The 22502-nt window shown below is 68.2% G+C and carries 17 protein-coding genes and 1 tRNA gene; 12 read left to right on the forward strand and 6 right to left on the reverse strand.

Features of this window, described 5'->3' with window-relative positions:
• Window positions 1–16 precede the first annotated feature (16 nt).
• Together ACH4TV_RS00730 and ACH4TV_RS00735 are read right to left on the reverse strand one after the other, a co-directional pair.
• The gene (locus ACH4TV_RS00730; protein ID WP_398392785.1) at window positions 17–151 is read right to left on the reverse strand and encodes an SPW_0924 family protein; all 135 of its coding nucleotides are present in this window, start codon (window positions 149–151) and stop codon (window positions 17–19) included.
• A 169-nt stretch (window positions 152–320) separates the two neighbouring features.
• The gene (locus ACH4TV_RS00735; protein WP_398392787.1) at window positions 321–2096 is read right to left on the reverse strand and encodes a lytic transglycosylase domain-containing protein; all 1776 of its coding nucleotides are present in this window, start codon (window positions 2094–2096) and stop codon (window positions 321–323) included.
• 360 nt (window positions 2097–2456) lie between these two features.
• On the opposite strand from ACH4TV_RS00735, the gene ACH4TV_RS00740 reads away from it, so the two are divergent.
• Window positions 2457–3371, forward strand: a complete 915-nt coding sequence (locus ACH4TV_RS00740) for a DUF4184 family protein (RefSeq protein ID WP_398392788.1) — start codon at window positions 2457–2459, stop codon at window positions 3369–3371.
• Between the two features lie 527 nt (window positions 3372–3898).
• Here ACH4TV_RS00740 and polA read toward each other — a convergent pair.
• The gene (polA, locus tag ACH4TV_RS00745) at window positions 3899–6625 is read right to left on the reverse strand and encodes a DNA polymerase I (protein ID WP_398392790.1); all 2727 of its coding nucleotides are present in this window, start codon (window positions 6623–6625) and stop codon (window positions 3899–3901) included.
• A 168-nt stretch (window positions 6626–6793) separates the two neighbouring features.
• Between polA and ACH4TV_RS00750 the strand changes: the two genes are divergently transcribed.
• The 8 genes from ACH4TV_RS00750 to ACH4TV_RS00785 all read left to right on the forward strand — a co-directional run bounded on the left by ACH4TV_RS00750 (window position 6794) and on the right by ACH4TV_RS00785 (window position 16415).
• The gene (locus tag ACH4TV_RS00750) at window positions 6794–9073 is read left to right on the forward strand and encodes an FdhF/YdeP family oxidoreductase (protein WP_398392792.1); all 2280 of its coding nucleotides are present in this window, start codon (window positions 6794–6796) and stop codon (window positions 9071–9073) included.
• 48 nt (window positions 9074–9121) lie between these two features.
• The gene (locus ACH4TV_RS00755; RefSeq protein ID WP_398392794.1) at window positions 9122–9586 is read left to right on the forward strand and encodes a PaaI family thioesterase; all 465 of its coding nucleotides are present in this window, start codon (window positions 9122–9124) and stop codon (window positions 9584–9586) included.
• 222 nt (window positions 9587–9808) lie between these two features.
• On the forward strand, window positions 9809–10480 hold the full coding sequence (locus ACH4TV_RS00760; RefSeq protein ID WP_398392796.1) for a hypothetical protein: 672 nt from the start codon (window positions 9809–9811) through the stop codon (window positions 10478–10480).
• Between the two features lie 216 nt (window positions 10481–10696).
• Window positions 10697–11926: an ABC transporter substrate-binding protein gene (locus tag ACH4TV_RS00765; RefSeq protein WP_398392798.1), complete on the forward strand. Its 1230-nt coding sequence runs from the start codon at window positions 10697–10699 to the stop codon at window positions 11924–11926.
• Window positions 11927–12046: 120 nt separating this feature from the next.
• Window positions 12047–12979 (forward strand): branched-chain amino acid ABC transporter permease, encoded by a 933-nt coding sequence (locus tag ACH4TV_RS00770; RefSeq protein ID WP_398392800.1) that lies wholly within the window; start codon window positions 12047–12049, stop codon window positions 12977–12979.
• A gap of 5 nt (window positions 12980–12984) precedes the next feature.
• Entirely contained in the window at window positions 12985–14811 is a 1827-nt protein-coding gene (locus ACH4TV_RS00775; RefSeq protein ID WP_398392802.1) for a branched-chain amino acid ABC transporter permease, read from the forward strand.
• Between the two features lie 3 nt (window positions 14812–14814).
• Entirely contained in the window at window positions 14815–15702 is an 888-nt protein-coding gene (locus tag ACH4TV_RS00780) for an ABC transporter ATP-binding protein (RefSeq protein ID WP_398392804.1), read from the forward strand.
• Window positions 15699–16415: an ABC transporter ATP-binding protein gene (locus tag ACH4TV_RS00785; RefSeq protein WP_398392805.1), complete on the forward strand. Its 717-nt coding sequence runs from the start codon at window positions 15699–15701 to the stop codon at window positions 16413–16415. The genes ACH4TV_RS00780 and ACH4TV_RS00785 overlap by 4 nt, the downstream gene beginning before the upstream one ends.
• Window positions 16416–16489: 74 nt before the next feature.
• Here ACH4TV_RS00785 and ACH4TV_RS00790 read toward each other — a convergent pair whose 3' ends face one another.
• Window positions 16490–17146 carry an ANTAR domain-containing response regulator gene (locus ACH4TV_RS00790; RefSeq protein WP_398392807.1) on the reverse strand — a complete coding sequence of 219 codons (657 nt, stop codon included), beginning with the start codon at window positions 17144–17146 and terminating at the stop codon, window positions 16490–16492.
• Window positions 17147–17250: 104 nt separating this feature from the next.
• On the opposite strand from ACH4TV_RS00790, the gene ACH4TV_RS00795 reads away from it, so the two are divergent.
• Window positions 17251–17334 (forward strand) — tRNA-Leu (locus ACH4TV_RS00795).
• 87 nt (window positions 17335–17421) lie between these two features.
• On the forward strand, window positions 17422–18198 hold the full coding sequence (locus tag ACH4TV_RS00800) for a helix-turn-helix domain-containing protein (RefSeq protein WP_398392809.1): 777 nt from the start codon (window positions 17422–17424) through the stop codon (window positions 18196–18198).
• Window positions 18199–18224: 26 nt separating this feature from the next.
• On the opposite strand, the gene pyk is transcribed toward ACH4TV_RS00800, so the two are convergent.
• Window positions 18225–19661, reverse strand: coding sequence for a pyruvate kinase (gene pyk / locus ACH4TV_RS00805; protein ID WP_398392811.1), 1437 nt, complete (start codon window positions 19659–19661; stop codon window positions 18225–18227).
• 133 nt (window positions 19662–19794) lie between these two features.
• Window positions 19795–20511: an SIMPL domain-containing protein gene (locus ACH4TV_RS00810; RefSeq protein WP_398392813.1), complete on the reverse strand. Its 717-nt coding sequence runs from the start codon at window positions 20509–20511 to the stop codon at window positions 19795–19797.
• A 150-nt stretch (window positions 20512–20661) separates the two neighbouring features.
• On the opposite strand from ACH4TV_RS00810, the gene ACH4TV_RS00815 reads away from it, so the two are divergent.
• Window positions 20662–22467 carry a bifunctional metallophosphatase/5'-nucleotidase gene (locus ACH4TV_RS00815; RefSeq protein ID WP_398392815.1) on the forward strand — a complete coding sequence of 602 codons (1806 nt, stop codon included), beginning with the start codon at window positions 20662–20664 and terminating at the stop codon, window positions 22465–22467.
• Window positions 22468–22502 lie beyond the last annotated feature (35 nt).

A 22502-nucleotide genomic window follows, 5' to 3' on the forward strand; every position in this document is an offset into this window, starting at 1 on the left:
CAAAGAGGTGCGGCGGCTACGGGTGTGACGGGACCGTCGTGAGCAGCGGCTTCGGGGATGTCGTGCCCGTCGGCGCGCCCATGGCCGTGATCGTGAGGACGAGCGCGAACGCGACGGCGAGTCCGGTCGCGGCGGCGATCAGGGCACGCATACGGGTCCTCCCCGGCTGCCGACAGTGAACTGACGGGGTGTCAGGTCGGGGGCACCGTAGCAACGGGCGGGCGAGATGAGAACAACCCGCACACGCGAAAGCGGCATCCCTCGCATCGGAGGGGTGCCGCTTTCATGCGTATTTCGTACGTACAAGTACGTACGGCGGTTTACGCGCTCGGGGAGGCGGAGTCCGAGGGGGTGGCCGACTCCATGGGAGTCGACGTTTCCGTCGGGGTGGCCGGTTCGGTCGGGGTGGCCGGCGCCGTCACCGTCAGCTCGACCGTCACGGTTGCGCCGCCGGTGGTGGTGACGCGGAGCAGGAAGGTGCCGGCGGTGCCGTCCGCGTACAGCTTCGGCAGCTTGAGCAGACCGTTCGCGTCCGTTTCGAGGCCCGTGAGGGTGCGGACCGTCTTGCCGTCCGCGTCCTTGAAGTAGGGGCCCTTGTCGTTCGCGGTCGCGTCGTCGGCCGACGCGATCAGGGTCGCGGTGGCCGCGACACCGTCCGCGACGGCTCCCGCGTACGTCGCCTTCAGCTCGACCTGGTCGGCGAACTCTCCGCCCGCCACGCAGGTCAGCGCGGTGGTGCTGGTGCGGGCGAGGGTGTCGGCGGCCCGGGCGGTGACGGTGGCCGCGTAGTCGAGGGCGCCGACCGTACGGCCGACGACGACCGCGCGGACCGTGAAGTCGCCGGTCTTCTCACCGGCCTTGAGCGCGGGCGCGACCGCGACTCCGGTGCTGCTGGTGACGACCGTGGCGACGCTCTCGCCGCCGGTGAAGACGGTGTCGGTGTCGCCGACGATCGTGAAGCGGATCCTGACCTTGCCGACCGCCTTGCCGGCCGCGGTCTCCGCGCGCGTACTGATCTTCTTGGTGAACGTGTCGCCCGCCATCGCCGTGAGCTTGGCAGTACCCGCGTCCTCCAGGTGGTGCACCGTGTCGGTGGGAGTCGGCGTCGGCGTCTGCGTGGGCGGGGGTGTCGGGGTCGGCACGGCGGGCTTGGCCGGGGGCGCGGTGCCCGGCTTGGCGGGAGACGGGCTCGGGCTCGGCGTCGTCGTACCCGGGGTCGGTGACGGTGAGCGGCTCGCCGCGACGTTGTCGTCGCTGCGGCTGACGGGCACCGTACCCGTACCGTCGGGGACCTCGTGGGTGCCCTTGCGGTAGTACTCCAGCCACGACAGGACGAGGTTCAGATAGTCCGTCGAGTTGTTGTAGCTGAGGATCGCGCGGTTGAGGTCGGCCTGCGTCGACAGGTCCCAGCCGTACCGGCACAGGTAGTGGCCGGCGGCGAGGGCCGCGTCGTAGATGTTGTTGGGGTCTTCCTTGCCGTCGCCGTTGCCGTCGCGGGCGGCCCACGCCCAGGTGGACGGGATGAACTGCATGGGCCCGACGGCCGAGTCGTAGCTGCTGTTGCCGTCGTAGGCGCCGTTGTCGGTGTCCCTGATGAGCGCGAAGCCGTTGCCGTCCAGCTGCGGGCCCAGAATCGGGCTGGTCGTGGTGCCGTTCGCGTCGACCCTGCCCCCGCGGGCCTGGCCCGACTCGACCTTGCCGATGGCCGCGAGCAGCTGCCAGGGCAGGTTGCAGCTGGGCTTGGCCGTGCCGAGCGCCGCCTCGGCCTTCTTGTAGGCGTCGAGGACGGTCGCGGGTATGCCTGCCTCGGCCTCACCGCGTGAGACCGGCGTGCCTATGGTCGACGACTGCGACGGACTCGGGCTGGGGTTCGGACTGTTGAGCGGCGGAAGGTCCGTGTAGTACGGCGAGTTGCCCGTGGCGCTGTCGTCGGCCGCCGAATCGGACGTGGGCTGGGAGTCACTGGCGGTCCGTCTGCCCTGGTCGTCGACCGTCACCCCCGGAGCCTGGGATGCGGACAGAGCCGCGACCGCGAGCGCGGCCACAGCGGTGGTCGCCGCCCCCTTGCGGAGCCTCCTGCCGATGTACGCCGCCATACAGAGAACCCCTCCCGCGGGCGACAAGTCGCCCTGTTCCGCCCGTTTTCCTTCGCCTTCGTTGCGCTTCCGCGTTCGGCCGTACTCCCCCGCACTCTCCCCGTAGACCGACCCAGGCGACCCTACGACAACTTCCGTTGCGCGAACACCCGTTCGTGCCCGATATTCACCGATTGGCCATATGTGATTCTGCCGCGTTCCGCGGACCCGGGTGGCCCTCACGCGGCTTTTCACACTCCCCTCCTACGGTCTGCGTGGGACCCGTGCAGCCCGGCGCGGTCCCATGCCGTCCCGTCATACTGGACGCCGGTGATCACCGGGGCGGTTCGCCCCCGTCAACATCCGCCCCAGGGAGCCCACTTGCCGTTCACTCTCAGCCATGCGGCGGCCGTACTGCCCGCCGTACGCGCCGACGGAACCGGACGCGGCCGACTGGTACCGGCGGTACTCGTCGCCGGTTCCTTCTCCCCCGACATGACCTACTACGCGGCGAGCTTCCTGCCCGAGGCGATGGAGTTCGGCGACGTCACCCACTCCTTCCCCGGCGTCTTCACGATCGACGTAGCCGTCGCCTGGGCACTGGTGGGCCTGTGGCTGCTGCTCCGCGAGCCACTGGTGGCCCTGCTGCCACGCGCCCGGCAGGGCAGGACGGCGACCCTGCTGCGCTGCGGAGCCCCACGCGCGCGGACGACGCCGTCCCTGACGCTCCGGTGGTACGCGTCGGCCGCGCTCGGCGCACTGACCCATGTCGTCTGGGACGCGTTCACGCACCACGACCGGTGGGGGCTGCGGCTGTTCCCCGTCCTGGACCGCGAGATGGGGGGCTCACCGCTGTACTGGTACCTCCAGTACGGAGGTTCGGCGCTGGCCGCGGCGGTGATCGCCGGATTCGTGTACCACGCGCTGCGGCGGACCGCCCCGGGCAGACCGGCAGGCGTGCCGGTGCTGTCGGTACGGGACCGGTGGCTGGCCTGCGCCGTGATCGGCGGCTGCGCGGCGGTGGGCGCGGTGCAGCGGGCGCTGCGCTGGTGGGCGTCCTGGGGTTCTACGGCGGAGGCCTACGAGCTGATCCCGACAGTGTGCTTCGGAGCGGGCGCGGGCCTGCTGCCGGGGCTGATCCTGTACGCCGCGGGCGTCAGGTTCTGGCGCCTGGGGGAGCGGACGGGGGCTCGTGCCCCGGAAGACCGTCACCGCCGTACAGAGGAAGAGCGCACGGAGGGGGAGGCCGCGGATCACGCGGGAGGGCGGGCCGGAGGGCGTACGGGTTCTCGCTGACCTGTGCGAAACGGCCGGCGCAGCCACCCGCGCCCCCAGCCGGTCCAGCGGCGCCAGGCCCGCGCGCGGCCGGGTATGGGGAGGCCGGGACGCGAGCCGAGGTGAGCGGGGCGCGGGGCGAGTGCATGCCGGAGTACGTCGGTGCGGCACCTGAGGGGTGCGGTGATGGGGCTGCTCCTGGGAACGCGGGCGGTGCTCGCGTCGGCCGCGAATGCCTGCACCGAGGAGGTTCGCGTGGGGTCGATCCGGCGGGTGAGCGTGCGTATACCCATGCCCGCATCCTGGCGGGCACCCCTTGCGGAGGCGTGCCTGCGGGGGCCACGCGGGTGACGGGCCCTCCGGGGGTTGGGCAGTTTGTTGTCTGCGGCGCCGTCGTGGCTGGTCGCGCAGTTCCCCGCGCCCCTGAAAGACGGGGCTGCGCCCCTGTCTTTCGTCTGCAGGGCGCAGCCCCTGCTCTCAAGGGGCGCGGGGAACTGCGCGATCAGCCCCCACCGGGCCGCAGACAACAAACCGCCCAACCAGCGGAGCTAATGTGCCGCCGACTCCCAGTCGAGCCCCGACCCCACCGACACGTCCAGCGGTGCCCGCAGCTGCACCGCGCCCGCCATCTCCCGGCGGACCAGTTCCTCTGTCGCCTCGCGCTCACCGGGGGCGATCTCCAGGACGATTTCGTCGTGGACCTGGAGCAGCATGCGGGACTTGAGCTTCGCCTCCTCCAGCGCCTGGCCGACCTTCAGCATGGCGATCTTGACGATGTCCGCGGCCGTGCCCTGGATCGGGGCGTTCAGGGCCATGCGCTCGGCCATCTCGCGGCGCTGACGGTTGTCGCTGTTCAGGTCGGGCAGGTAGCGGCGGCGGCCGAAGAGGGTCTCCGTGTAGCCCGTCGCCCTCGCCTCGTCGACGGCCCGGCGCAGATAGTCCCGTACGCCGCCGAAGCGCTCGAAGTACGTGTCCATCAGGACGCGTGCCTCGCCCGCGTCGATGTTCAGCTGCCCGGACAGACCGAAGGCCGACAGGCCGTACGCCAATCCGTACGACATCGCCTTGATCTTGCGGCGCATCTCCGCGTCCACCGCCGACCGCTCGACCGAGAACACCTGGGAGGCGACCGTGGTGTGCAGGTCCTCTCCGGACGTGAACGCCTCCAGCAGACCCTCGTCCTCCGACAGGTGGGCCATCACCCGGAGTTCGATCTGGCTGTAGTCCGCGGTCATGAGGGACTCGAAGCCCTCGCCGACCACGAAGCCGCGGCGGATGGCCCGGCCCTCGTCCGTACGGACGGGGATGTTCTGGAGGTTGGGGTCGGTGGAGGACAGGCGGCCCGTCGCCGCCACCGTCTGGTTGAAGGTGGTGTGGATACGGCCGTCCGCGGCGATCGTCTTGATCAGGCCCTCGACGGTGACCCGCAGCTTCGCCTGCTCGCGGTGGCGGAGCATGACGACCGGCAGGTCGTTGTCCGTCTGGCCCGCCAGCCAGGCCAGGGCGTCAGCGTCCGTCGTGTAGCCGGTCTTGGTCTTCTTTGTCTTCGGGAGGCCCAACTCGCCGAAGAGGACCTCCTGGAGCTGCTTGGGCGAGCCGAGGTTGAACTCGTGGCCGGCCGCCGCGTGCGCCTCCTTCACCGCCTGCTGCACCGCGCCCGCGAACATCTGCTCCATGGCTTCCAGGTGGGCCCGGTCCGCCGCGATGCCGTACCGCTCCATGCGGGCCAGCAGCGCGGACGTCGGCAGCTCCATGTCCCGCAGCAGGTCCGCCGAGCCGACCTCCTTCAGGCGCGCGCCGAACGCCTCGCCCAGGTCGACGATCGTGCGGGCCTGCACCATCAGGGAATCGGCCTCGGCGCCCTCGTCCGCACCGAAGGCCAGCTGGCCGTCCGCCGTCGCGGCGGGCGCCAGTTCACGGCCGAGGTACTCCAGGGACAGCGCGTCCAGGTCGAAGGAACGGCGCCCCGGCTTGACCAGGTACGCGGCGAGAGCCGTGTCCATGCTCACCCCGGCCACGGTCCACCCGTGCTCCGCGAAGACCCGCATCGCGCCCTTGGCACTGTGGAACACCTTGGGCCGGCCGGTGTCGGCCAGCCAGGCCGCGAACGCGTTCTCGTCGGCCTCGTCCAGCTCCGCCGGGTCGAACCAGGCGGCCGCTCCCCCGGGCGCGGCGAGCGCGACCTCGGCGACCGAGCCGCTGCCCAGCGCCCAGGTGTCGACCGTGGCGACGCCGAGCACCTCCGTGCCGTGCTCGGTGAGCCAGGGGGCCAGCTCGCCCGCGCCGAGCACTGTCCCGTCCACCTCGACACCGGCCTCGGCGACCGGTCCGGCGTCGGCCTCCTCGGCGCCCGGATCGACGGCCAGCAGCCGCTCGCGCAGCGAGGGGTTCCGGATCTCCAGGGTGTCGAGGACCATCGCGACCGCCGTACGGTCGTATGCGGCGCGCTCCAAGTCCGTGACCGTCTTCGGGAGTTCGACGTCCCGGACCATCTCGGTGAGCCGGCGGTTGAGCTTGACGGCGTCCAGGTGGTCGCGCAGGTTCTGCCCGACCTTGCCCTTGACCTCCTCGACCCGCTCGACCAGGTCCGCGAACGACCCGAACTGGTTGATCCACTTCGCCGCCGTCTTCTCACCGACCCCCGGGATACCGGGAAGGTTGTCGGACGGGTCGCCGCGCAGTGCCGCGAAGTCCGGGTACTGCGCCGGCGTCAACCCGTACTTCTCGAAGACCTTCTCCGGAGTGAACCGGGTCAGTTCCGAGACGCCCTTCGTCGGGTACAGCACCGTCGTGTGCTCGGTGACCAGCTGGAAGGAGTCCCGGTCACCCGTGACGATCAGTACGTCGAAGCCGGCGGCCTCGGCCTGCGTGGTCAGCGTGGCGATGACGTCGTCGGCCTCGAAACCGTCGACCGCGAACCGCTCCGCGTGCATCGCGTCGAGCAGCTCGCCGATCAGCTCGACCTGCCCCTTGAACTCGTCCGGCGTCTTCGACCGGTTCGCCTTGTACTCCGTGAACTCCTCGGAGCGCCAGGTCTTGCGGGACACGTCGAACGCCACCGCGAAGTGCGTGGGCGCCTCGTCGCGCAGCGTGTTGGCGAGCATCGACGCGAAGCCGTAGATCGCGTTCGTCGGCTGGCCCGTCGCGGTCGTGAAGTTCTCCGCGGGCAGCGCGAAGAACGCGCGGTACGCCAGCGAATGCCCGTCCATGAGCATCAGCAGGGGGCGGCCCGTGCCGGAGGTCTTCTCGGTCTTCTTCGCTGCTGTTTCTGCCACGACCCCGATCCTGCCACGTGCCACTGACAACGCGGGCCGTCCAGAACCCAGCACCGCGGTTGTCGCCACCCCGTGCGAGGATCGAACAGGTGGCAGACACGCAGGTGAACCATGCGCACGCCCACCGCGTGCAAGCGGAGAGACACGTGCAAGGGAAGGGGTTCAGCAATGGCCAGCAAGCCGCCCAAGGGTGATCCGGTTCAGGACGCGCCGCAGGTCGCCGAGCCGAAGCATGCCGCGGCCGGACTGCCCGCCATCGGCCACACCCTGCGCATCGCCCAGCAGCAGATGGGCGTCCGCCGTACCGCGCTCACCCTCCTGCGCGTCAACCAGAAGGACGGCTTCGACTGCCCGGGCTGCGCCTGGCCCGAGCCCGAGCACCGGCACGCCGCGGAGTTCTGCGAGAACGGCGCGAAAGCGGTCGCCGAGGAAGCCACCCTTCGCCGTGTCACCCCGGAGTTCTTCGCCGCCCATACGGTGACCGACCTGGCCGGCCGCAGCGGCTACTGGCTGGGCCAGCAGGGCCGCCTCACCCACCCCATGTACCTGCCCGAGGGCGCCGACCGCTACGAACCGGTCTCCTGGGAGCGTGCCTTCGGCATCGTCGCCGAGGAGATCAAGGCTCTCGGCTCGCCGGACGAGGCACTCTTCTACACCTCGGGCCGCACCAGCAACGAGGCCGCGTTCCTCTACCAACTGTTCGCCCGCGAACTGGGCACGAACAACCTCCCCGACTGCTCGAACATGTGCCACGAGTCGTCGGGTTCCGCGCTCTCCGAGACCATCGGCATCGGCAAGGGCAGCGTCCTCCTGGAGGACCTCTACAAGGCCGATCTGATCATCGTCGCCGGCCAGAACCCGGGCACCAACCACCCCCGGATGCTCTCCGCCCTGGAGAAGGCGAAGGCGAACGGCGCGCGGATCATCAGCGTCAACCCGCTGCCCGAGGCGGGCCTGGAACGCTTCAAGAACCCGCAGACCCCCCAGGGCATGTTCAGGGGCGCCGCACTCAACGACCTGTTCCTGCAGATCCGCATCGGCGGCGACCAGGCCCTCTTCCGCCTCCTCAACAAGCTGATCCTCGACACGGAAGGTGCCGTCGACGAGCCGTTCGTCCGCGAACACACCCACGGCTACGAGGAGTTCGCCGACGCGGCCCGCGCCGCCGACTGGGACGAGACCCTCACCGCGACGGGCCTCACGCGCTCGGAGATCGAAAAAGCCCTCGGCATGGTCCTGGCCTCCGAGCGCACCATCGTGTGCTGGGCGATGGGCCTGACCCAGCACAAGCACTCCGTGCCCACCATCCGCGAGGTGGTCAACTTCCTTCTCCTGCGCGGCAACATCGGCCGCCCGGGCGCGGGTGTGTGCCCGGTCCGCGGCCACTCCAACGTCCAGGGCGACCGCACGATGGGCATCTTCGAACGCCCCGCCCCCGCCTTCCTGGACGCCCTGGAGAAGGAGTTCGGCTTCGCCCCGCCCCGCGAGCACGGCTACGACGTCGTACGGGCGATCCGCGCCCTGCGCGACGGCGAGGCCAAGGTCTTCTTCGCCATGGGCGGCAACTTCGTCTCCGCCTCCCCCGACACGGAGGTCACCGAGGCCGCCATGCGGCGCGCCCGCCTCACCGTGCACGTCTCGACGAAGCTGAACCGTTCGCACGCCGTCACGGGCGCGCGTGCCCTGATCCTGCCGACGCTCGGCCGCACCGAGCGCGACCTCCAGGGCAGTGGCGAGCAGTTCGTGACGGTCGAGGACTCCATGGGCATGGTGCACGCCTCCCGGGGCCGCCTGGAGCCCGCGAGCACGCATCTCCTCTCCGAGCCGGCCATCGTCTGCCGCCTGGCCCGGCGCGTCCTGGGCGAGGAGTCCCGCACCCCCTGGGAGGAGTTCGAGAAGGACTACGCCACGGTCCGCGACCGCATCGCGCGCGTCATCCCGGGCTTCGAGAACTTCAACGCGCGCGTGGCCGACCCTTCGGGCTTCACCCTCCCGCACGCACCTCGCGACGAGCGCCGCTTCCCGACAGCCACCGGCAAGGCCAACTTCACCGCGGCCCCCGTCGAGTTCCCCAAGCTCCCCGAAGGCCGCCTGCTCCTTCAGACCCTGCGTTCGCACGACCAGTACAACACCACGATCTACGGCCTGGACGACCGCTACCGGGGCATCAAGAACGGCCGCCGGGTGGTCCTGGTGAACGCCGAGGACGCACGGACCCTCGGGGTCGCCGACGGTTCGTACGTCGACCTCGTGAGCGAGTGGAAGGACGACGTCGAGCGGCGGGCGCCCGGATTCCGGGTCGTGTTCTACCCGACGGCCCGGGGATGCGCGGCGGCCTACTACCCCGAGACCAACGTCCTGGTCCCGCTGGACGCCACCGCCGACACCAGCAACACCCCGGCCAGCAAGTCCGTGGTCGTGCGTCTGGAACAATCGGCCACCGACTGAGCGTTTGCTCAGCGGACGGACGAAGGTCGACGAACGGAGCCGGGCCCCATGGGTGAGCAGCAGCATGTGAAGTTCCCGCAAGAGGTCATAGACGAGTACGCGGCGCTCGGTGTGGACGTGGTCGCCATGTTCTCCGCGGGACACCTGGGGAACCGGATGGGCGTCCAGATCGTGGAGGCGTCGGCCGACCGGGTCGTCGGCACGATGCCCGTCGAGGGCAACACACAGCCGTACGGGCTCCTGCACGGGGGCGCGTCCGCGGTGCTGGTCGAGACGCTCGGGTCGGTGGGCGCCATGATGCACGGGGGCAGCACGAAGATCGCCGTGGGCGTGGACCTGAACTGCACCCACCACCGCGGAGCCCGCTCCGGCCTGGTCACCGGCGTGGCCACACCCGTCCACCGGGGGCGCTCGACAGCGACGTACGAGGTCGTGATCACGGACGAGAACGACAAGCGCGTGTGCACGGGCCGTCTGACGTGCCTGCTGCGTGACGCGCCGGCGGCGGGCTGAGGACCCCAGGGGCTCGCCCCGCCTCCCCTGCCCGTCGTCCCCCGTCCCGTCCTGGATGCTGGGCCCCCCAGGCCCCCGCCACGGCCCCGGACAGGCCCCCTCCTCAAAACGCCGGACGGGCTGAAAAAGCGCCCGGACGGCATCGACCCCACCTCTCGAACGCCGGACCCGCATCGACCTCGGCCCCAACCCCCACTACGGTTCCCCCATGAGGCTGCGACCATGACCGGCATCGGCCCCGTCGAACCCGTCAACTCGCCGGACGCGCAAGAGACTTACGAAGTCATCGGTGCCGACGCACCACGCCTCACGGACCGCTGGCGGGGCCTGCCGCCGCGCGTTCGCAGAGCCGCGCTCGGCACGGCCGCGCTGGCCGCCGCGGCGGCCGGAGTCATCGTCCTCCTGCCCCCGCATCAGTCCACCCCGCCCGGCACCCTCACGCCGATGCCCTGGCCCGCGAACGTCACCACGTTCCGGTACACAGGACTCGCCGCGACCTTCGACTCCACGCCCGCCAGCGGACTGTTCCGGTTCGCGGTCACCGTGCACAGCGGGCCACCCGTCACCGTGCGCGTCACCGGCGCCGCTTTCGACGGTCTCGCCGCCCGCATCACACCCGCCGAGACCTTCACCATCAGCGCCGGGACCACCCGTCGCCTCACCGTCCAGATATCCGTGGTCGACTGCGAGGGACTCCCCCTCGACGCGGGCATGCCCTTTCTTGACGTAACGCTGCGTAACACACGCGCAATACAGCACCACAGTTTCATCTTCGGTGGCGCGTACCCTGACGACCTCTCCGAACTGCTCCACGTGGCCTGCGGCCCGGTGCCCTCGCGGCCAAGCCCACGGGCAACGGGAAGTGCAACTTCTCAAAATGTGGACCGAGGCTAAGTCTTGACAAATGCACCAATAACGCCTACTTCCCAGGGGTCATCAAGCGGCACGTCATAACAAGAAAGTCACAAGCCAGCCCACACAATGCCTCCACGCTCGGACCAGGCTTAGAGTCACGGCCAGTCACCGCGCCATCGGACTCGAAGTCGTTTCGGCCCAGCGCTCGACTCAGTCGCTTCCACGGGGAAGGGACGTGCCAGGAAAGGACTGATCGTGCGTCAACGCTCGCTCATAGCCATAACCGCCACATTGGCGGCAGGAGCTCTCACCCTCACCGCCTGCGGCTCGCGCGACGACAACGGTGGCTCGGACCCCGGCAGCAGTGGCACCACCGTGACCATCGGTGTCGACGCCCCGCTGACCGGCGACCTGTCCGCGCTGGGCCTCGGCATCAAGAACTCCGTCGACCTCGCCGCGAACATCGCCAACAAGCAGAAGCTCGTAGACGGCGTCACCTTCAAGATCAAATCTCTCGACGACCAGGCCCAGCCCTCCTCGGGCCAGGCCAACGCCGTCCAGCTCGTCAGCGACAAGTCCGTCCTGGGCGCCGTCGGCCCGCTGAACTCCTCCGTGGCCGAGTCCATGCAGAAGGTCTTCGACGACGCCAAGCTCGTCCAGATCTCCCCCGCCAACACCGGACCGGCCCTCACCCAGGGTGTCAACTGGCAGAAGGAGAAGGTCCGCACCTACAAGTCGTACTTCCGCACCGCGACCACGGACGCCATCCAGGGCCCCTTCGCCGCGCAGTACGTCTTCAACGACGCCAAGAAGAAGAACGTCTTCGTCATCGACGACAAGAAGACCTACGGCGCCGGCCTCGCCGCCACCTTCACCGAGGAGTTCAAGAAGCTCGGCGGCAAGGTCGTCGGCACCGACCACATCGACCCGGACTCCAAGGACTTCTCCGCGGTCGCCACCAAGGTCAAGAACTCCGGCGCCGACGTCGTCTACTACGGCGGCGAATACCCGCAGGCCGGCCCGCTCAGCAAGCAGATCAAGCAGTCCGGCGCCAAGATCCCGCTCGTCGGCGGCGACGGCATCTTCGACCCGCAGTTCGTCGAGCTGGCGGGCGCGGGCAGCGCCGGCGACCTCGCCACCTCCGTCGGCGCCCCGGTCGAGGAGCTCGCCTCTGCCAAGCAGTTCGTCGCCGACTACAAGGCTGCCAGTTACAAGGACGACTACGCCGCCTACGGCGGTTACTCCTACGACGCCGCCTGGACGATCATCCTCGCCGTCAAGAAGGTCGTCGAGGACAACGACGGCAAGCTGCCGTCCGACGCCCGCGCGAAGATCACCGCCGCCGTCCAGAACGTGTCGTTCGACGGTGTGACCGGCAAGGTCTCCTTCGACGAGTACGGTGACGCCACCAACAAGCAGCTCACCGTCTACGCCGTCGAGAACGGCGCCTGGAAGGCCGTCAAGTCCGGCACCTACACAGGCTGATCGAGACCCGCAGCACCACCTGAACGAGCCGCGCGGGGCGCTGTTCCACTGGCGCCCCGCGCGGACTCGCATCCGGCCACACATCCGTCGAAACCAATCCGAAGTCTCGGAGGACATGCGGTGAACGAACTGCCGCAGCAGCTGGTCAACGGCCTGCTACTGGGATCCATGTACGGGCTGGTCGCCATCGGCTACACAATGGTCTATGGCATCGTCCAGCTCATCAACTTCGCCCACGGCGAGATCTTCATGATCGGAGGATTCGGCGCCCTCACGGTCTATCTGTACGTACTGCCCGACGGCACCACCATGTGGCTCGCACTGCCACTGATGCTCCTCGGAGCCGTCATCGCCGCAGTCCTCGTCGCCGTAGGAGCGGAACGGTTCGCCTACCGCCCGCTGCGCACCGCACCACGCCTCGCCCCCCTCATCACCGCCATCGGCCTCTCCCTCGCCCTCCAGCAGGCGGTGTGGGCCTGGTACCCCGGGGCCAAGGAATCCATCAACTTCCCCGAGATCGCGGGCGGCCCCTTCGAGATCGGCAGCGTCATCATCCAGACCGGTGACGTCTTCCTGTTCGTCGCCGCACCCATCAGCATGGCGATCCTCGCCTACTTCGTCATGAAGACCCGCACCGGCCGCGGCATGCAGGCCACCGCCCAGGACCCCGACACCGCGAAACTCATGGGCATCAACACCGACCGCATCATCGTGGTCGCCTTCGCCCTCGGCGCCGTCTTCGCCGCCGTCGGAGCCGTCGCCTACGGCCTCAAGTACGGCCAGGTCCAGTTCCGCATGGGCTTCATTCTCGGACTCAAGGCCTTCACCGCAGCCGTCCTCGGGGGCATCGGCAACATCTACGGAGCCATGCTCGGCGGCCTCGTCCTCGGCCTCGCCGAGACCATGGCAACGGCCTACATCTCCGACGTCCCCGGCTTCGACCTGCTCGGCGGCCAGTCCTGGGCCAACGTCTGGGCCTTCGTACTCCTCATCCTCGTACTCCTGGTCAGGCCACAAGGCCTGCTCGGCGAGCGCGTCGCTGACAGGGCGTGACACCGATGACCACACAGACCACCGAAAACCCCAGCGCCCCCGTCAGCAAGGACGGCAACGCCAAGGGCCTCATCGGCCTCCCCGAGAACGTCGGCCGCGCCCTTGCCACCGCCGGCGGCGTCCTCGCCGTCGTCTCCACCTTCCTCGCATGGACCTGGACCAGCGAATTCCCCGGCGACCTCACCGTCTACGGCTACCCCGGCGGCCTCCAGGTCCTCGTCCTCATCGGCGGCGCCCTCACCGCGCTCTTCGGCCTCGCCTCCTACGGCGTCAAGGGCCTGCGCTGGCTCACCCCCGCCGGCGCCGACAGCGCCCTCAAACTCGCCGCACTCGGCACCTTCGCCACCGCCTGGTACACCGCCATCGCCATCAGCGCCCAGCTCGGCGGCGTCGTCAACCTCGAACCCGGCGCCTACATCGCTGCGATCGTCACCCTCGCCGCAGTCCTCGGCTCCTTCGCCCTGCCCTTCACCCGGCCGGAGCCCGACCCCTTCGACCCCGACGACACCGGCTGGGAGCAGTTCAGGCACACCGCACGCCACAACTGGTCCATCTTCAAAGCGGCCATCGCCTCCGGCACCCCCAGCAAGGCACCCAAGCTCCCCGCCTACGCCGAGATCCTGGTCATCGTCGCCGCCATGGCCGTCGGCCTGACCGTCTTCACCTATGGCATCGGCACCGAGTACGACGAACAATTCGTCGGCTTCCTCATCACCGTCAGCTTCGGCTTCGCCGCCCTCGCCAAGGCCGGGCTCGTGGCCCGGGTCTCGGCCATCACCGGCAAGCACCGCACCATCACCATGTTCGGCGCGTTCATCGCCGCCGCGCTCTTCCCCTTCACCCAGTCCGACGACCAGTACGCGACCATCGGCGTCTACATCCTGATCTTCGCCACCGTCGCCCTCGGCCTCAACATCGTCGTCGGCCTCGCCGGCCTCCTCGACCTCGGATACGTCGCCTTCCTCGGTGTCGGCGCCTACACCGCGGCCATGGTCTCCGGCTCCCCCTCCTCCCCGTTCGACATCCACCTGCCGTTCTGGCTCTCCGCAATCCTCGGCGCCGCGGTCGCCATGGTCTTCGGCGTCCTCATCGGCGCCCCCACCCTCCGACTGCGCGGCGACTACCTCGCCATCGTCACCCTCGGCTTCGGTGAGATCTTCCGCATCACCGTCCTCAACATGGACGGCACCTCAGGACCCGACATCACCAACGGCTCCAACGGCATCTCCTCGATCCCGAACCTCAACATCCTCGGCTTCGACTTCGGCGCCGAACACACCATCCTCGGGTTCACCATCGCGCGATTCGCCAACTACTTCCTGCTGATGCTCGTCATCACGTTGATCGTCGTTGTCGTCTTCCAACGCAGCAGCGACTCCCGCATCGGCCGCGCCTGGATCGCCATCCGCGAAGACGAGACCGCCGCCCTCGCCATGGGCATCAACGGCTTCCGCGTCAAGCTCATCGCCTTCGCTCTCGGCGCCTCCCTCGCCGGCCTCGCCGGCGCCGTCCAGGCCCACGTCACCTACACCGTGACCCCTGAGCAGTACCAGTTCGCCCACGTCGTACCGCCCAACTCGGCCTTCCTCCTCGCAGCGGTCGTCCTCGGCGGCATGGGCACCATCGCCGGCCCCCTCGTCGGCGCCGCACTCCTCTACCTCATCCCGGCCAAGCTCCAGTTCCTCGGCGACTACCAGCTCTTCGCCTTCGGACTCGCGCTCGTCCTCCTCATGCGCTTCCGCCCCGAGGGCCTCATCCCGAACCGGCGCCGCCAGCTCGAATTCCACGAAGAGGCCGAAGCGCCCACAGTCCTCGGCAAGACAGGGGCCTGACACATGACCACCGACACCAACACCGCCCTCGGGACGACCGTCCTCGACGCCCGCGGCGTCACGATGCGCTTCGGCGGCCTCACCGCCGTACGCAACGTCGACCTCACCGTCAACAGCGGCGAGATCGTCGGACTCATCGGCCCCAACGGCGCCGGTAAGACGACCTTCTTCAACTGCCTCACCGGCCTCTACATCCCCACCGAGGGAGAGGTCCGCTACAAGGGCGCCATCCTGCCGCCCAAGTCCTTCAAGGTCACCGCGGCCGGCGTCGCACGCACATTCCAGAACATCCGTCTCTTCGCCAACATGACGGTCCTCGAAAACGTGCTCGTCGGCCGCCACACCCGCACCAAAGAAGGCCTCTGGTCCGCACTCCTGCGCGGCCCCGGCTTCAAGAAGGCCGAGAAGGCCTCCGAAGAACGCGCCATGGAACTCCTGGAGTTCATCGGCCTGGCCCACAAGCGCGACCACCTCGCCAGGAACCTTCCGTACGGCGAGCAGCGCAAGCTCGAGATCGCGCGAGCCCTGGCCAGCGAGCCCGGCCTGCTCCTCCTCGACGAGCCCACCGCCGGCATGAACCCGCAGGAAACCCGGGCCACCGAGGAACTCGTCTTCGCCATCCGCGACCAGGGCATCGCCGTACTCGTCATCGAGCACGACATGCGGTTCATCTTCAATCTCTGCGACCGCGTCGCCGTCCTGGTACAGGGCGAAAAGCTCGTCGAAGGCGACAGCGCGACCGTGCAGGGTGACGAGCGAGTCATCGCCGCCTACCTCGGAGAACCCTTCGAAGGCGCCCCCGGCGACGAGGAGATCGCCGAGGTCGAGGCAGCCGAGGCGCACGTCGACACCACCAAGGACGCCGCGCCCGGCAAGGAGACCGACCGATGACCGCACTCCTGGAAGTCGAGGACCTCCGGGTCGCCTACGGCAAGATCGAAGCCGTCAAGGGCATCTCCTTCAGCGTCGAAGCCGGCCAGGTGGTCACCCTCATCGGCACCAACGGCGCCGGCAAGACCACCACACTGCGCACCCTGTCGGGCCTCCTCAAGCCCGCCGGAGGCCAGATCAAGTTCGACGGCAAGTCGCTGAAGAAGACCCCCGCCCACCAGATCGTCTCCCTGGGGCTCGCCCACTCCCCCGAGGGGCGGCACATCTTCCCCCGCATGAGCATCGAGGACAACCTGCGGCTCGGCGCCTTCCTCCGCAACGACAAGGCGGGCATCGAGAAGGACATCCAGCGCGCCTACGACCTCTTCCCCATCCTGGGCGAGCGCCGTAAGCAGGCCGCGGGAACGCTGTCGGGCGGCGAACAGCAGATGCTGGCCATGGGCCGCGCGCTCATGTCACAGCCCAAACTGCTGATGCTCGACGAACCCTCCATGGGCCTCTCGCCGATCATGATGCAGAAGATCATGGCCACCATCGCCGAACTCAAGGCATCCGGTACGACCATCCTCCTCGTCGAGCAGAACGCCCAGGCGGCGCTCTCCCTCGCCGACCAGGGACACGTCATGGAGATCGGTAACATCGTGCTCTCCGGCACCGGGCAGGACCTGCTGCACGACGAGTCCGTGCGGAAGGCGTACCTCGGCGAGGACTGAACCCTCCCCAGACGTACGAAGAGGCCCGCGCCCCTGACAGGGGCGCGGGCCTCTTCCGCTGTACCGGGTGAGGGCTAGTCCTTCGCGGCCTTCTTCTCCTCGGCATCCAGGATGACGGCCTCGGCGACCTGCTGCATGGACATCCGGCGGTCCATCGACGTCTTCTGGATCCACCGGAAGGCGGCGGGCTCGGTCAGGCCGTACTCCGTCTGGAGAACGGACTTGGCCCGGTCGACCAGCTTGCGGGTCTCCAGGCGCTGGGTGAGGTCCGCGATCTCGTTCTCCAGCTGCCGCAGCTCGCTGAACCGCGAGACGGCCATCTCGATCGCGGGTACAACATCGCTCTTGCTGAACGGCTTCACGAGGTACGCCATGGCGCCGGCATCGCGGGCCCGCTCGACGAGGTCGCGCTGCGAGAAGGCGGTCAGCATGAGCACCGGCGCGATGGACTCCTCGGCGATCTTCTCGGCCGCCGAGATGCCGTCGAGCTTCGGCATCTTCACATCGAGGATGACGAGATCGGGCCGGTGCTTACGGGCAAGCTCCACGGCCTCCTCACCATCGCCGGCCTCACCGACGACGGTGTAGCCCTCTTCTTCGAGCATCTCCTTGAGATCGAGCCGAATGAGCGCCTCGTCCTCGGCAATGACGACACGGGTCGTCAGCGGAGGCACGTGCGACTTGTCGTCGTCGGGCGCGTCTGCGGGCTGGGGCGACTCGGGGGCGGTCACGGGGGCTCCTTGTTACGGGCCGGGCAGGTAGTGCTGCTTATGCAGACTACCTAGCGGCGGGGAGCTACGGTGACCCGGTACACTTCTCATCGGTCACCTGGCCTGCCCGGTTGGTGGAATGGCTAGACACGCGGCGCTCAAAACGCCGTGCCCTTCGGGGCGTGTGGGTTCGAATCCCACACCGGGTACTTTCACCAGAAAAGCGGATGTCCACGTTCTCGTGAACATCCGCTTTTTGCTGCGCGCCGTCACGATCAGTGACACAGAGTGTTCGCATGAACTTTCACGGTACTGACGTGCGGGATAAGGCGATCACCCTTCTGCGCGGTGGCATGCGAAACGCGGATGTCGCACGGCGACTCAATGTCCCCGCGGGCACTGTCGGCAAGTGGCTCCACGTGGATCGCGCAAAGCGCGGGGAGTGCCCCGGGCGACGAGTGCCGAGGTGCCCCCGCTGCGACGATCGGCCCCTCGACGAGGTTGCGTACGCCTACTTGCTTGGCCTCTATCTTGGCGACGGATACATCGTCCAGTGGTCTGGTCACCGGAGTCCCAGCCTCGCCATCACCTGCGACGACTCCTGGCCCGGTCTTATGGACGAGTGCGAACTGGCCATGCGCGCGGTCTTCCCAGACAACTCGGTCTGCCGCGCCCGCAAGATCGGCTGTCACGACGTGAAGCTCTGCTCCAACCACCTTCGCTGTCTGTTCCCACAGCACGGCCCCGGCAAAAAGCACGAACGCCTCATCGCTCTCGAACCATGGCAACAGGCAATCGTCGATTCACACCCGTGGCAGTTCATCCGGGGACTCATCCACTCCGACGGTTGCCGTATGACCAACTGGACCACGCGCGTCATCGCGGGCGAGAAGAAGCGTTACGAATACCCGCGGTACTTCTTCTCGAACCTCTCCGAGGACATCAGACAGCTCTACACCGACACTCTCGACAAGGTTGGTGTCGACTGGAAGCAGGCAAACTTCCGCAACATCTCCGTCGCCCGCAAAGCCTCAGTAGCCCTGATGGACGTTCACGTGGGCCCCAAGCACTGAATCGCGAAGGGCCCTTCAGCGGACGTCTACTTGGGACCGTCGTCCTCGCCGATGTGGTGGACCCGTACCAGGTTGGTCGAGCCGGAAACGCCGGGCGGGGAGCCGGCCGTGATGACCACCACGTCGCCCTTCTGGCAGCGTCCGTACTTCAGCAGGAGCTCGTCCACCTGGTGGACCATCGCGTCCGTCGAGCCGACATGCGGGCCGAGGAACGTCTCCACACCCCACGTCAGCGACAGCTGAGAGCGCGTCGCCGGGTCCGGGGTGAAGGCCAGGAGGGGGATCGGGGACCGGTACCGGGACAGGCGCTTCACCGTGTCGCCGGACTGGGTGAACGCCACCAGGAACTTGGCGCCGAGGAAGTCGCCCATTTCCGCAGCCGCACGGGCCACTGCGCCGCCCTGGGTGCGGGGTTTGTTGCGTTCCGTCAGGGGAGGCAGGCCCTTGGCCAGGATGTCCTCCTCGGCCGCTTCCACGATCTTCGCCATCGTCCGCACCGCCTCGATGGCGTACTTGCCCACGCTCGTCTCACCGGACAGCATCACCGCATCCGTGCCGTCGATGACCGCGTTCGCGACATCCGAGGCCTCCGCCCTCGTGGGGCGCGAGTTCTCGATCATCGAGTCGAGCATCTGCGTCGCGACGATGACCGGCTTGGCGTTGCGCTTCGCCAGTTTGATCGCGCGCTTCTGGACGATGGGGACCTGTTCCAGGGGCATTTCGACGCCGAGGTCGCCGCGGGCGACCATGATGCCGTCGAAGGCCGCGACGATGCCGTCGATCGCGTCGACCGCCTGGGGCTTCTCGACCTTGGCGATGACCGGGAGGCGGCGGTGTTCCTCGTCCATGATGCGGTGGACGTCGTCGATGTCGCGTCCGCTGCGTACGAAGGAGAGGGCGACGACGTCGAAGCCGGTGAGCAGTGCCCAGCGCAGGTCTGCCTCGTCCTTGTCGGAGAGGGCGGGGACGGAGACCGCTACACCCGGGAGGTTGAGGCCCTTGTGGTCGGAGATCACTCCGCCTTCTACGACCGTGGTGTGGACGCGGGGGCCGTCGACGGACGTGACTTCGAGGCAGACCTTGCCGTCGTCGACGAGGATGCGTTCGCCGGGGGTGACGTCGGAGGCGAGGCCCGCGTAGGTCGTTCCGCAGGTGAGGCGGTCGCCCTCGACGCCTTCTTCCACGGTGATGGTGAAGGTGTCGCCGCGTTCAAGGAGTACGGGGCCTTCGGTGAAGCGGCCGAGTCGGATCTTCGGGCCTTGAAGGTCGGCGAGGAGGCCGATGCTGCGGCCGGTCTCGTCGGCGGCCTTGCGGACGTGCTGGTATCGCACCTCGTGTTCGGCGTGGGTGCCGTGGCTGAGGTTGAATCGGGCTACGTCCATTCCGGCGTCGACCAGTGCCTTGATCTGGTCGTACGAGTCGGTGGCGGGGCCCAGGGTACAGACGATTTTTGCTCGGCGCATGTTTCGAGCGTAGGCCTTACCGGTGGGTAGCGAATTCGCCGTGCATGACTACTCAACAACCTTTGGGTGAAGGGTTATTGACAACTGTTGAATTGTGCGCAAGGTCGCTCCGATGAGCATTTCGGCGGTCTGTTCACAGTGCCGGTGGCACCATCGTGAAGCGGGCGTTCACCTGGGCGTACACCTGTTGCCGCTGTGGTTCCAGGTCGAGCGGTGCCGCCTCGTCCGCGACCTCGGCGCCGGCGAAGGCCGCGCGGCTCAGGGAGCGGGACTGGACCTCGTACCCCATGGGTTGTGCGTCCTCCGCTCCTACGTCGGCCAGTTCCACCAGGGCCGCCAGTGAGGTTCCCAGGGCTTCCGCGTATTCGCGGGCTCGTTGTACCGCTTCGCGTACCGCTTGTCGGCGGGCGTCGCGGTGGGCCGGGGAGTCGGGGCGCAGGGCCCACCAGGGGCCGTCGACGCGGGTGAGGTCGAGGTCGGCGAGGCGGCTCGTCAGTTCGCCGAGCGCTGTGAAGTCGGTGAGTTCGGCGGTGAGGTGGACGCGGCCGTGGTAGGCGCGGACGCGTTCTCCGCGGCCGTGTCTGGTGAGTTCCGGGGCGATGGAGAAGGCGCCTGTTTCCAGGCGTTCCACTGCGTCGCCGTAGGTTTTGACCAGGTCGAGGACGGTGGTGTTGCGGCGGGTGAGGTCGTCGAGGGCGGAGCGGCGGTCTGTGCCCCTGGCGCTGACGGTGATGCCGATGCGGGCGATCTCGGGGTCGACTTCGAGGTGGGCTTCGCCGCGGACGGCGATGCGGGGGGCGTCGGGGGTGCCGTAGGGGACGGCTGAGGGGTGCTCCGGGGTGGAGGTCATACGTCCCACTCTGTCAGTCCTGGTCTGGTCGCGGTGCTGGTTGTGGAGGCTGCCGGTCACCAGATCGAAACCTTTGGGGGCTGTTGCCGCCGGTCATGCTCGGGTCAGAATCTACGCGCGTCGTTGACCATTGCCCTAGGAGCCCGAAACATGCCGTTGAACCGTCGGAAGTTCTTGAAGAAGTCCGCTGTGACCGGGGCAGGGGTCGCTCTGACCAGTGCTGTCGTGGCTCCGGCGGCGCAGGCCGCGGAGGCGAAGAAGCCCGCGAAGCCGGTGAAGCGGTACTCGCTGACCGTGATGGGCACGACCGACCTGCACGGTCACATCTTCAACTGGGACTACTTCAAGAACGCGGAGTACGCCGACGCCCAGGGCAACGCGCAGGGGCTGGCCCGTATCTCCACGCTGGTGGATCAGGTCCGCAAGGAGAAGGGGCGTTGCAACACGCTGCTGATCGACGCGGGCGACACGATTCAGGGCACGCCGTTGACGTACTACTACGCGAAGGTCGACCCGATCACCGCGAAGGGTGGTCCGGTGCATCCGATGGCGCAGGCGATGAACGCGATCGGGTACGACGCGGTGGCGTTGGGCAACCACGAGTTCAACTACGGCATCGAGACGCTGCGCAAGTTCGAGTCGCAGTGCCGTTTTCCGCTGCTGGGTGCGAACGCGCTGGACGCGAAGACGCTGAAGCCGGCGTTTCCTCCGTACTTCATGAAGACGTTCCGGGTGCAGGGTGCTCCGCCGGTGAAGGTGGCTGTGCTGGGGCTGACGAATCCTGGTATCGCGATCTGGGACAAGGCGTATGTCCAGGGGAAGTTGACGTTCCCGGGGCTGGAGGAGCAGGCGGCGAAGTGGGTGCCGAAGCTGCGTTCGATGGGCGCGGATGTGGTGGTGGTGTCGGCGCATTCGGGGTCTTCGGGGACTTCTTCGTACGGTGATCAGCTGCCGTACATCGAGAACTCGGCGGCGCTCGTGGCGCAGCAGGTACCGGGGATCGACGCGATTCTTGTCGGGCATGCGCACACGGAGATCGCCGAGCTGAAGGTCACGAACACGGCGACGGGGAAGACGGTGGTTCTGTCGGAGCCGCTTGCGTATGCGGAGCGGTTGTCGTTGTTCGACATCGGGCTGGTCTTCGAGAAGGGGAAGTGGGCCGTCGAGTCGGTCGCGGCGACGGTTCGTGACTCGAAGACGGTCGCCGATGATCCGAGGATCACCAAGCTGCTGAAGGACGAGCACGACGTGGTCGTGGCGTATGTCAATCAGGTGGTCGGTACGGCGACGGACACGCTGACGACGGTGGAGGCGCGTTACAAGGACGCTCCGATCATCGACCTGATCACGAAGGTCCAGGAGGACGTGGTGAAGGCGGCCCTGGTGGGGACGTCGTATGCGTCGCTGCCGGTGATCGCGCAGGCGTCGCCGTTCTCGCGGACCTCGGCGATCCCGGCCGGCGAGGTGACGATCCGGGATCTGTCGAGTCTGTATGTGTACGACAACACGCTGGTCGCGAAGTTGATGACGGGTGCGCAGGTGCGGGCGTACCTGGAGTACTCGGCGCAGTATTTCGTGCAGACGGCGGCGGACGCGGTGGTCGACGTGGCGAAGCTGACGAACGCGGGCAACCGGCCGGACTACAACTACGACTATGTGTCGGGGCTGACGTACGACATCGACATCGCGCAGGCGGCGGGGTCGCGGATCAAGAACCTCGCCTACAACGGTGCCGCGTTGGACGATGCCCAGCAGTTCGTGTTCGCGGTGAACAACTACCGTGCCAATGGCGGTGGGGCGTTCCCGCATGTGGCGGCGGCGCAGGAGTTGTGGTCGGAGTCGACGGAGATCCGTACGCGGATCTCCGAGTGGGCGACGGCGAAGGGTGTGCTGGATCCGAAGGAGTTCGCGTCGGTGGACTGGAAGCTGACGCGCGACGGTACGCCGGTGTTCTGAGCCGCTGAGCCGCTGGGCTGCGGCCGTTGGGCCGT

Source organism: Streptomyces sp. NPDC020898 (assembly GCF_044333925.1).
GTDB lineage: Bacteria > Actinomycetota > Actinomycetes > Streptomycetales > Streptomycetaceae > Streptomyces.

Coding starts and splice junctions, on each gene's coding strand:
- ACH4TV_RS00730 (WP_398392785.1), bottom strand. CDS start 151: ATGCGTGCCCTGATCGCCGCCGCGACCGGACTCGCCGTCGCGTTCGCG.
- ACH4TV_RS00735 (WP_398392787.1), bottom strand. CDS start 2,096: ATGGCGGCGTACATCGGCAGGAGGCTCCGCAAGGGGGCGGCGACCACC.
- ACH4TV_RS00750 (WP_398392792.1), top strand. CDS start 6,794: ATGGCCAGCAAGCCGCCCAAGGGTGATCCGGTTCAGGACGCGCCGCAG.
- ACH4TV_RS00755 (WP_398392794.1), top strand. CDS start 9,122: ATGGGTGAGCAGCAGCATGTGAAGTTCCCGCAAGAGGTCATAGACGAG.
- ACH4TV_RS00760 (WP_398392796.1), top strand. CDS start 9,809: ATGACCGGCATCGGCCCCGTCGAACCCGTCAACTCGCCGGACGCGCAA.
- ACH4TV_RS00775 (WP_398392802.1), top strand. CDS start 12,985: ATGACCACACAGACCACCGAAAACCCCAGCGCCCCCGTCAGCAAGGAC.
- ACH4TV_RS00780 (WP_398392804.1), top strand. CDS start 14,815: ATGACCACCGACACCAACACCGCCCTCGGGACGACCGTCCTCGACGCC.
- ACH4TV_RS00785 (WP_398392805.1), top strand. CDS start 15,699: ATGACCGCACTCCTGGAAGTCGAGGACCTCCGGGTCGCCTACGGCAAG.
- ACH4TV_RS00800 (WP_398392809.1), top strand. CDS start 17,422: ATGAACTTTCACGGTACTGACGTGCGGGATAAGGCGATCACCCTTCTG.
- pyk (WP_398392811.1), bottom strand. CDS start 19,661: ATGCGCCGAGCAAAAATCGTCTGTACCCTGGGCCCCGCCACCGACTCG.
- ACH4TV_RS00810 (WP_398392813.1), bottom strand. CDS start 20,511: ATGACCTCCACCCCGGAGCACCCCTCAGCCGTCCCCTACGGCACCCCC.
- ACH4TV_RS00815 (WP_398392815.1), top strand. CDS start 20,662: ATGCCGTTGAACCGTCGGAAGTTCTTGAAGAAGTCCGCTGTGACCGGG.